Annotated in this window: 1 rRNA gene; it reads right to left on the bottom strand. The window is 50.2% G+C overall.

From position 1 onward, the window contains the following. Positions 1-531, bottom strand: a 23S ribosomal RNA gene (locus LRP49_RS25165); the annotation flags it as partial. Positions 532-558: the final 27 nt, after the last annotated feature.

Genomic DNA, 558 nt, shown 5'->3' on the forward strand with positions numbered 1-558 from the left:
GGCTCCCACTGCTTGTACGTACACGGTTTCAGGTTCTATTTCACTCCCCTCACAGGGGTTCTTTTCGCCTTTCCCTCACGGTACTGGTTCACTATCGGTCAGTCAGGAGTATTTAGCCTTGGAGGATGGTCCCCCCATCTTCAGACAAGATAACACGTGTCCCGTCCTACTCGTTTTCACGATAAAAGCATTGTCGTGTACGGGGCTATCACCCTGTATCGCGCCACTTTCCAGAGGCTTCCACTAACACTTAAACCGCTTAAGGGCTAATCCGGGGTCGCTCGCCGCTACTGCCGGAATCTCAATTGATTTCTTTTCCTTCGGGTACTTAGATGTTTCAGTTCCCCGAGTTCGCCTCTCCACACCTATGTATTCAGTGTGGGATACGTGCTTATGCACGTGGGTTTCCCCATTCGGAAATCGTAGACTCAAGTGGCTGTTACTGCCTTATCTACGCTTATCGCAAGTTACTACGTCCTTCATCGCCTCTGACTGCCAAGGCATCCACCGTGTACGCTTAGTCACTTAACCATACAACCCCAAGAGGTTTCGTATGTT

Origin of the sequence: Enterovibrio qingdaonensis (genome assembly GCF_028683135.1) — a bacterium.
Lineage (GTDB): Bacteria > Pseudomonadota > Gammaproteobacteria > Enterobacterales > Vibrionaceae > Enterovibrio > Enterovibrio qingdaonensis.